The 9,593-nt window shown below is 62.1% G+C and carries 5 protein-coding genes; 1 reads left to right on the top strand and 4 read right to left on the bottom strand.

The window, feature by feature from the left end:
* Positions 1-82: 82 nt before the first annotated feature.
* The 4 genes from E1809_RS17305 to glf are packed head-to-tail and all read right to left on the bottom strand — an operon-like array spanning position 83 to position 4,882.
* Positions 83-844 carry an ABC transporter ATP-binding protein gene (locus E1809_RS17305; protein WP_133205484.1) on the bottom strand — a complete coding sequence of 254 codons (762 nt, stop codon included), beginning with the start codon at positions 842-844 and terminating at the stop codon, positions 83-85.
* A gap of 1 nt (position 845) precedes the next feature.
* A complete protein-coding gene (locus E1809_RS17310) occupies positions 846-1,715 on the bottom strand; it encodes an ABC transporter permease (protein ID WP_133205485.1) in 870 nt (289 codons plus the stop codon).
* Positions 1,716-3,680 carry a glycosyltransferase gene (locus tag E1809_RS17315; protein WP_133205493.1) on the bottom strand — a complete coding sequence of 655 codons (1,965 nt, stop codon included), beginning with the start codon at positions 3,678-3,680 and terminating at the stop codon, positions 1,716-1,718.
* Between the two features lie 14 nt (positions 3,681-3,694).
* Positions 3,695-4,882, bottom strand: coding sequence for a UDP-galactopyranose mutase (glf, locus tag E1809_RS17320; RefSeq protein WP_133205486.1), 1,188 nt, complete (start codon positions 4,880-4,882; stop codon positions 3,695-3,697).
* Between the two features lie 223 nt (positions 4,883-5,105).
* Here glf and E1809_RS17325 point away from each other — a divergent pair, with 223 nt between their 5' ends.
* Positions 5,106-9,203, top strand: a complete 4,098-nt coding sequence (locus E1809_RS17325) for an FtsK/SpoIIIE domain-containing protein (RefSeq protein ID WP_133205487.1) — start codon at positions 5,106-5,108, stop codon at positions 9,201-9,203.
* Positions 9,204-9,593: the final 390 nt, after the last annotated feature.

A 9,593-nucleotide genomic window follows, 5' to 3' on the forward strand; every position in this document is an offset into this window, starting at 1 on the left:
TCCGTTCCGGTGGGTCACCGCGTACGGTGGCCCACCGCCGTCGGGCACTACGGGCCGCGTGACGGGACGGGAAGCGGCGCGGTTATTCCGCCGACCGCCGTCGTAGTTCTTTTACTACGGCGTGAACTTCGCCGTCCATGATGATCTGGCCGTGTTCCAGCAGCACTCCGCGCTTGCACACCGAAGCCACAAGATCGAGGTCGTGGCTCACTACGAAGAGCGTTTTGCCCGCTGCAGCCAACTCGTTGATCTTCACGATGCACTTGCGCTGGAAAGGCTCGTCGCCAACAGCCAGGATCTCGTCGATGAGGAAGACTTCGGGGTCGGTGTGGACGGCGATGGAGAACGCGAGCTTCAGGTACATTCCCGAGGAATAGAACTTGACCTCGGTGTCGATGAACTCGCCGATTTCGGCGAACTCCACAATCGAATCGAACATGGCATCGATCTGCTTCTGGCTCATGCCGAGGATTGCGCCATTGAGGTAGACGTTGTCGCGGCCGCTGAGGTCGTGGTGGAAGCCGGCACCGACTTCAATCAGTCCAGCGACCCTCCCCCGAGTGTGAACGGTCCCCTCGTCCGGTTGCAGCACGCCGGAAATGAGCTTCAGGAGGGTGGACTTTCCCGAGCCGTTAAGGCCGAGCAACGCGACGGTCTCGCCCTGCTCGACATCCAGCGAGACGTCCTTCAACGCATCGAACTTCTTGGACAGATCGCCCTTGCGTCCGGTCAGCAGCCACACGATTGCTTCCTTCATGCTGCGCGTGTGCCGCAGGACGAACTTCTTCCGCAGGTTTCGGCATGTGATGGCCACGCTGTCGGAAACGGCGGTGGGCACGGACATTTCAGAGCTCCTGGGCAAAATGTACGGACAACTTCATGAAAACAAGCTGGCCGATCACAAGGACAAGTGCGGCCACGCCAAAGGCGGAGGGGAACCATACGGTGAGCAGGTCCGGCGGCATGGAAATCGTCCCCGCCTGCGCCGGACTGAGTGTCGGCGACCAGAATGCCCAGTGAAAAATTTCGACGGCGACAGTCACCGGGTTCAGCTGGTACAGGAAGAACCACGGGCCCATGACCCGCTGCACCATCGGCCACACGTAAAGGACCGGGGAAGCCCAGGTGACGATCATCAAAATCATGTCGACGATGTTCTCGGAGTCGCGGAAATAGACGTTCGCCGCACCGAAGAGGAGGCCAAGCCCGATGGAGAGCAGCGCCGTCAGGAAGAACGCCCCGATAACCGCAAGCAATTGCCAGATGGAAGGACTCCACCCCGTCAGCAAACAAGCCCCTACCAAGACCACCACCTGGGGAAGCAAATGTGCCGCGGACACCCATACGGTGGACACCGGGAACAGCTCGCGCGGGAGGTAGATCTTCCGGATGAGGTCCCTGTTATCCACGATCGACCGCGTGGCGTTGCCCAGCGACTCCGTGAAGAAGTTCACCAACACGATTCCCGCGAACAGGTAGATCGCATAGTTCGGAGTCCCCTTCTGCATGTCGAGGAACACGCCCAACGCCACGAAGTAGATCAGGAACTGCATCAGCGGCTTGACGTACGACCACAAAAGTCCCAGCACGGATCCGCGGTAGCGGATCTTGATCTCCTTGCGGACCAGCAACTGGAGCAGGAACTTGTGTTTGTAGACGTCGACGATGCCGCGGCCGCGACCCGGCTGGACCAGCTCGCTTACCGGCTGTGCCATCTAGCGGCCTTCCTCGTCGGCCAGGCCAAACGTCTTCTTCCAGGCCTCCAAGGACGTGATCTCGGGCACTGCCTTCCGGTACTGTTCCGCGAGTTCCTCCCAATGACGGTAAAGGTTGGCGTGGTGCTTTCCCGCTTCCGCCAGCATGGCCTTGAGCTTTTCGGGGTCACGCTTGTACCAGGACGCAGCGGTGCCGTCCGCGTTGGACACGACGACGCTGTCGTAGTGCGCCAAGCGGAACCACCTGTTGTCCCGGTGTGCAAGGAAGCCCTGGGGGCGTTCAGCGGACTCTGCCGACGGCTTCTTGATCAATTGCCGGGCAACAGTCGTGACTCCCCATTTGACGAGGTCCTTCTTGTTGGGAAGACCGATCGGTGTGAGGCCGGACGGTCCACTGCCCAGCGCCGGAGCCGGGAAGTCGTCAACGTTCTCGCGCATTTCGGCGTCAGGGTACTGAGACTTCAAGGCATTGATCTCGCCGAGTTTTGTGCCGATGTTGCGATGCAGGTGCTCCGGACCGAGGAACAAATCCTCCAAAGCGTCGAGGCGGGTTTGTTCCGTAAAGTACTGCATCGAAACCAAATGCTTCACGTCGGCCTGGAACGACTCCCTGATCACCCGCCCGCCCTTCTTGTGGGGGCTGTAAATGAGCGTTGTGATCAAGCGGTTCCGGCCGTGGAAATACGCTTGCCACCCGACGAGGTCGTCTTTGTCGATCCACGAGACGTGCCACACCGCAGCGCCCGGAAGGGACACCGTGGCAAAACCGGCTTCACGCGCGCGCAAGCCGTATTCGGCGTCGTCCCATTTGATGAAAAGCGGCAGCGACAGCCCGATTTCGCGGATGATTTCGGTTGGAATCATGCACAGCCACCAACCGTTGTAATCGACGTCGACACGGCGGTGGAGCCACGGCGTCTGCCGAAGGTTGGCGACACTGAAGTCGTGCCTCATCTCCATGTCGGTGTGGGGCAACGCAGGGACGAACCGGTACGGATCGACTACCTCACCGAAGGTGTGGAGGACGCTTCGGCTGTAGAGGTCGAACATGTGGCCGCCGACGATGGTGGGCTTGCGGCAATGGTCGGAGAACACCAGCAGGCGGGCAATGCTCTCCGGTTCGATGACGACGTCGTCGTCCAACAGCAGCGCATAATCGCTCCCGTTCTCCACGGCTTCGTACATGCCGCGGGAAAAGCCGCCGGAGCCGCCCAAGTTGGCTTGGTCGATGATTCGCAGCTTGTCACCCAGGGCAGACTTGACCTCAGCGAAGCCCGGCTGGTCCGCGACCTTCAGGGTTCCTTGGTCCACAATGAGGACTTCCTGCACATGCTCTAGCACCTCAGGGTGTTCCGAGAGGATCCTGGCGTTGTTGAGGCAGAAATCCGGCTTGTTCATAGTGGTGATCTCAAGGGTCACCTTGCCGGGGTTGCCTTCACGCTCGGCGCCCTGCCATTCGGCCGAATCCAGGGTCAGTTCCTCACGGCTGGACGCGAGATCGAACCAGTACCAGCCGCCGTCGCCGAAGGGCTTGAGGGTGAGGTCGAATTCCGTGACGGCCGTGCCGTCAACCCTCGCCCCGTCCACGCGCTGAAGGGTTCCCCTTGCGTTGGACTTGTACACCGTGACGGTGCCGTGGCCGGTGGTCCGCACAACAAGGCGGATCGATTGCAGATCCGTCCATCGCCGCCAGTAGCTGGCAGGGAACGCGTTGAAGTATGTTCCGAACGAGAGCTGTTCGCCGGCGCGCAGCCTGATCGAGCTCCTGGAGAGGACGTCCTCGAAATGGACCTCCTCGCTGCCCGAGCTGACGAAATGGAGTTTGTCTTCGGGCGCCTTGGGGTTGCGGGCAAATTCGTCGTTTTCACGCAGGCGTATGCCGTTTGCCGGGCCGGCGTCGACATAGAGTGCCGTGGTGTCCAGTTGGTCGTCGGCCGGCAGGATGACCCGTTGCAGGATCTGCATCTTCGTTTCGCCGCTCACGCGTCCACTCCTCCGCTTTCGAATGCCGTGCCGCTTTCGAAATGCGGACGGATCTTGTTGTCGAACATGGACAGCGCGGAACCGATGGCCATGTGCATGTCAAGGTATTTGTACGTTCCCAGGCGGCCCCCGAAGAGAACGCTCTTTTCGGCCGCCGCGAGGTCGCGGTACTTGAGCAGCTTTTCGCGGTCGTCCGCGGTGTTGACGGGATAGTAGGGCTCGTCACCCTTCTCGGCGAACCTGGAGAATTCGCGCATGATGACGGTCTTCTCCGTCTGGTAATCACGCTCGGGGTGGAAGTGGCGCGGTTCGATGATCCGGGTGTACGGGACGTCGACGTCGTTGTAGTTGAGCACTGACGTTCCCTGGAAGTCGCCGACTTCCAGGACTTCCTGCTCGAAATCGATCGTCCGCCAGGAAAGGTCCCCGGCGACGAAGTCGAAGTATCGGTCCACGGGCCCCGTGTAGACGACTGGGATCTTGCCGACCACTTTCTCCCTCGAATACTCGTGGGACTCGTCGAAGAAGTCGGTGTTGAGCCTGACGTCGATGTTCGGGTGTTCCGCCATTTTCTCGATCCACGCGGTGTACCCGTTGGTAGGCAAGCCCTCGTATTTGTCGTTGAAGTAGCGGTTGTCGTAGTTGTAGCGGACGGGAAGCCGGGAGATGATTCCCGCGGGCAGGTCCTTGGGATCCGTCTGCCACTGTTTGCCGGTGTAGTGCTTGATGAACGCCTCGTAAAGCGGGCGCCCGATCAGCTGGATACCTTTGTCGTTGAGGTTCTGGGGATCGGTGCCCGCGAGCTCACCGGCCTGTTCCTGGATAAGCGCCCGCGCGTCGCCAGGCGTCAGGTTGGCCCTGAAGAACTGGTTGATGGTGGCCAGGTTGATGGGCAGGGAATACACCTCGCCCTTGTGGACTCCATACACCTTGTGGACGTAGTTGGTGAAGGTGGTAAACCGGTTCACGTACTCCCACACGCGCTCATTCGACGTGTGGAACAAATGGGCGCCGTAGCGGTGCACCTCAATCCCGGTTTGCTCTTCGGTTTCGCTGTACGCGTTGCCTCCGACGTGATGACGGCGGTCGATGACAACAACCTTCAAGCCCAGCTCGCTGGCTGCCTGTTCTGCGATCGTCAGGCCGAAAAAGCCCGACCCGACAATGACGAGGTCAGCGGTCACAAAATCTCCTGGTTCAAATTTGGGCAAGCCAATGGACTGCATTAGCCGCAGGTCAAGCCTACCCGAGATGGCACGCCCAATATCCGCCGGTGTCCCTCACTGCTCCTCTGTCCAAGCCTGATCAAGCCGAGTTATCCACATACATGAATTGTCTGGGAACATCCGGCGCCCGCGGCAAATACGTTGGAAGAACCGTCTTCGCCTGGCCGAAAGGATCCACCCCGTGACGTTCCACTGCACCTTGGTCCGTGGCCCCTTCGCGGCTCGCCATGCTGCCCCGGTCGAGCTGGCAATATCAGTGCGCGACGGCGATTCCGGGTGCGGTGTCCAAGCCGCCGTCGCTTCTGAGTTCACTACCGGCGAGTTGACGGTCGCAGGGGTGCCGCTTGCCGGCCTCACCGTTGGCGCTCCTCCTCTCGCCCCTGGCGCCGTCCTGGTCGACGGGGCGGGCACGCAGTCCACTCCCGACCAGCCTGCAGAATCCCCGACGCTTTCGCTGCTGGTGCACGCCGGTCCTGCGGCAGGCACCATCGTTCCCCTGAAACGCGGCATCTACCGGATCGGCCGCGGCGGGCCCGAAATCTGTCTCCCGGACCCCGATCTTTCACGGACCCACGCGACCCTCGCCATTTCCGAGACCGCCATTACGTTGACGGATAACGCGAGCGCGAACGGAACCACCGTGGACGGGCGAAAGATCCGTTCGGCCACCATCACTACGAGCTCCCGGATCCGCTGTGGCAGCTCCGCCATGTCCATCGTCTTCGGACACGTGGAGCGCGGGATGGACACCTTGCACGCCGCAGGAGTTGGTGCTGCGGAACCTCTCCTGGTGCCGCGACGCCAGGATTCCTCCAACCGTGCCCAGATTCTGCTCACGGCCGGTCTGCCCTTACTGCTGGGAGCAGGCATGGCGGTTGCCACCGGGATGTGGATGTTCCTTGGGTTCACTGCGATATCTGCGGTAGCGGTTTTGGTCCCGGCGATTTCGGGCCGAAAACATCGCCGGACGCTGGCGGCCGCCCTTCAGGAAGCTGCAGAGGAAGACAAAAGCCGACGACGGCGGTGCTCTCCGTCCGCCGCGGAACTTGCCTTTGCTGTCGGCTCGGTCGCCGGTGCCGCGAGCGTTGCTGAGTCCGCCGCTGACGGGGCCAAGCCCCGTGCTGTGCACGCCCCCTCGGTTCCCGCGAGCAGGGATGCAGTACCCGCCGAGGTGGACAATCACGATGTGTGGCTGCGGCTCGGTACCTGCCCGCAGGACGCCCGTATTGCCCTCGATCCGGCCGATCCGAATTTCGACCCGCCATCATTGGGACAGGTCCCGGTGGTTCTCGACCCGGCTTCCCAAACGGTTTCATTCGTTGGCCCCGAGGCCAAGGTCGACAGCTTGGTCAGGTTCCTGCTGATGCAACTCCTCGCCTTTCCCAGTGCCGGGAAGATTCGGATTGTTGTGTGCGGCCCACCGGCCCGGCTACCGTCGAGCGCCAGGTTCCTGCCCCGGGTCAGCTTGACCACCGATGTGTCTTCGGCGATGGCCATCCTCACCGGGCACGACGAATGCACCGCGGGAGCGTTGTTCCTGTTTGGCGCCGGCAACGACGCAGGCGTACCCGCACTACGAAAGGCAGCAACCGACGCCCACTGGAGCATCTTCCACGATGCACCAGGCAAGGATCCGGCCGGCTGCACGGTTGAGCTGTGGAATGGGCGGGCAGCCATCGGTCCGTCGCCCTTGACGAGGGAATTCGACCCCGATTTTGTTTCCCCGATGGTGTTTGACCGATTCTGCCGTTCCTTGGCCGCCCTATCCACAACACTCCCCGACAAAGCACCAGCGGTCCCGCAGACCTGCGCGCTCACTGAATTACTTTCGCCCGAGGTTCGGGACATCGCGGTCCGTTGGACAGCTTCCGACGGTCGAAGCTCATTGACCGCCCTGATCGGCAAGGGAATTGACGGTCCCCGCTCCCTCGATGTCGTCTCTGACGGCCCGCACCTGCTCCTGGCTGGAACCACCGGATCGGGAAAGTCCGAGTTGTTGCGCACCATCGTGGCAGCCGTCTCGTTGACCCACAGTCCAGCCAAGGTGAACTTCCTGTTTGTGGACTTCAAGGGAGGTTCCGGCCTGGGTCCCCTCAAGGAGCTGCCCCATTGCGTCGGCATGCTCACGGACTTGAGCGAACACGAACTTGAGCGCACGCTGTGTTCCCTGCGGGCCGAGGTGAAGCGCAGGGAGGGCATCCTGGCGGGAGCCAATGTCCCCGATTTGCCTGGGTACTGGGCCACCACGGGCGCCGATGCGAAACTGGAACGCTGCATGCCCACGCTTCCCCGATTGGTCCTTGTCATCGACGAATTCAGGATGCTCATCGAAGAGGCCCCGGCAGCCTTGGCCGAACTGATGCGCATCGCGACGATCGGGCGATCCTTGGGCATTCACCTCATCATGGCAACGCAGCGTCCGCAGGGAGCCGTCAGCGCTGACATCCGCGCCAACGTCACCACGAGCATCGCGCTTCGCGTACAGTCCGAAACGGAGTCGAGGGACATCATCAATTCTCCGATCGCAGCATCGATTCCTGTAGCTTGTCCGGGGCGTGCCTACATGGTTCGCGGGACGGACGCACCAGAACTTTTCCAGTCAGCCACGATCTCCAGTCCGCAACGGGCAGTTTCCCCTGGCCGGCCAACTGCCCGGCTCGCATTGGACGCTTGCGCTCGCGACATGTTCCCATCCGGGCCCCAGACCGGAAGCCCGACGCCTGCTGAAGCCGCGCGTCCACTCATCAATGCACTCGACGAAGCCTGGCGAGCGCGCAACGGCAAGAGTCCACGGAGGCCGGTCGCGGAGTCGCTTCCCGAGTCCATCGCTCTCAACGGCTTCCCGGCGCCTCCCACGTCGTCCGGCAGGCATGCGCTCACTGCACCGGCGCCACCCGCCGGGGCTGTCCTCGGACTGGCCGACGTGCCTGCGGAGCAAAGGCTCGCGCAATTGAATTGGTCACCGACCATCCATGGACATCTTGGTTTGGTGGGTCCGCCTTCAAGTGGAGCGGATTCCACGTTGCGGGCGGTGGCGGCGCAGATCGTGACAGGAGCGGAAGACATCCATGTCTACGTCCTCGACGGCGATGGATCACTCTCCGACGTCACCGCGCAGGGGCGCATCGGGGCTGTTGCCTCCCTTGGCCATCTCAGGAGAGGCGTCCGGGTTCTGGAGCGGCTGGCGGCCGAAGTATCTGCCCGGAAAACCCAAGCCACCGCCGACGACGCAGTTCCCCTGCTTCTTGTCATATCGAGTTGGGGTTCCTGGGTGTCCCAGTTTCGGTCTGGTCCGCTCGTCTGGGCGGAGGAGCTCGTTCACAGTATTGTCCGTGACGGTCCAGCATCGGGGCTCACCGTGCTATTGACCGGGGACCGTGACTTAGTCACGTCGCGCGTCTTCGCCTCGGTTCCCAACCGCGCCTACTTCCCCACGGGCACTACCGAAGAGGGACGGGTGGGTTGGCCGCGCTTCGCTGCGATGAAAGCCGTGCGATCGCGGGCCGTCGCGAGCGGAAGGTTCCTTGACGTCGATACTGCAGTCGCCCAGATGGTCGAGCCGGAGGCTGGCTCCACTTGGCCATTCGGCGAACGGTCGACGCCGCAGCAGCGCCCCTTCCGTGTCGAGCCACTTCCGTTGTCAGTCGCACTGTCCTCGGTCAAAGCCTCCGGGCTATCAGCTGACGCGGATGCGCAGGCCCGGGGGCTTTCACTAACTTCTTCCCCGGCACCCGCTCGATCAATGCTGCTCGGCGTGGGCGGAGACGAACTCGAAGCTGTCCGGGCGGCCCTCCCCCGTCCGGGTGTCTTCCCGGTCCTCGGCGCGCCGGGCTCGGGCAAGTCCTCATTGCTTGTTGCAATGCAACTGCTCAATCCGGCCAATGCCTGGTTGTCGCCACCGGACGGGGCAGATCCAGAAGCCTTTTGGACAAACCTCCACCGGCGGGCGAGCGACGGGCTTGAGCGTACGGATGCGATTGTCCTGGTGGATGACGTCGGCATTCTAAGTGCCACATCCGGGACGCTCCTCGCTGAACTCCCGGCCATGGGTTTTTCAGTAGTCGCCACCTCCACGCACAGCTTGTCCACCCTGCAGCGATGCCCCCTGTTGTCGCGTGCCCGGGGCAATGGATCGGGAATCCTGATGGGCCCGCGATCGCCGTCCGACGGCGATTTTTTCGGCATCCGCGTCGAAGTGGAACCCCATTCGCCGCCCGGCCGGGCCTTACTGATCGATCACGGAGTGGTTCGCCGGCTCCAAATCGCGGCGCCGGAATGACCGGCTCAGAGTAAGCGTGCCGGTAGTCCAAGCACCCGTTGGCCGAGCAAGACCGCCTCCTGGTCAGGACGTCCCCCATGTAAGCGGCAACTTTAAACTGACCGGAGACGGCAAAACTGGGTGACCGTTCGCGGCAGTGGTTTTGACCAGCGGCGGCAAGCATTTTGGACAGCAGTAGGCCATAGTGTGTGGCTTGGCGTGCCGGGATTCCCCTTGTCCATTCCTCATGTCGTTACGAGGAGAGCCCCTTCCTTCCGCGGTGAAATGGCGATGCCAATCGTTGTATTTCACCCGTAACGGGAAGGAGGGGGCTCGTTATGAAGTCTCCAGGAGAGTTCATGGAAATTTTAGCTGCTTACGATCTGACCCGGTCCTACCGGGATGCCGCGA

The sequence above is a fragment of the Arthrobacter terricola genome (assembly GCF_004354015.1).
GTDB lineage: Bacteria > Actinomycetota > Actinomycetes > Actinomycetales > Micrococcaceae > Arthrobacter > Arthrobacter terricola.

Coding starts and splice junctions, on each gene's coding strand:
- E1809_RS17310 (WP_133205485.1), bottom strand. CDS start 1,715: ATGGCACAGCCGGTAAGCGAGCTGGTCCAGCCGGGTCGCGGCCGCGGC.
- E1809_RS17305 (WP_133205484.1), bottom strand. CDS start 844: ATGTCCGTGCCCACCGCCGTTTCCGACAGCGTGGCCATCACATGCCGA.
- E1809_RS17315 (WP_133205493.1), bottom strand. CDS start 3,680: ATGCAGATCCTGCAACGGGTCATCCTGCCGGCCGACGACCAACTGGAC.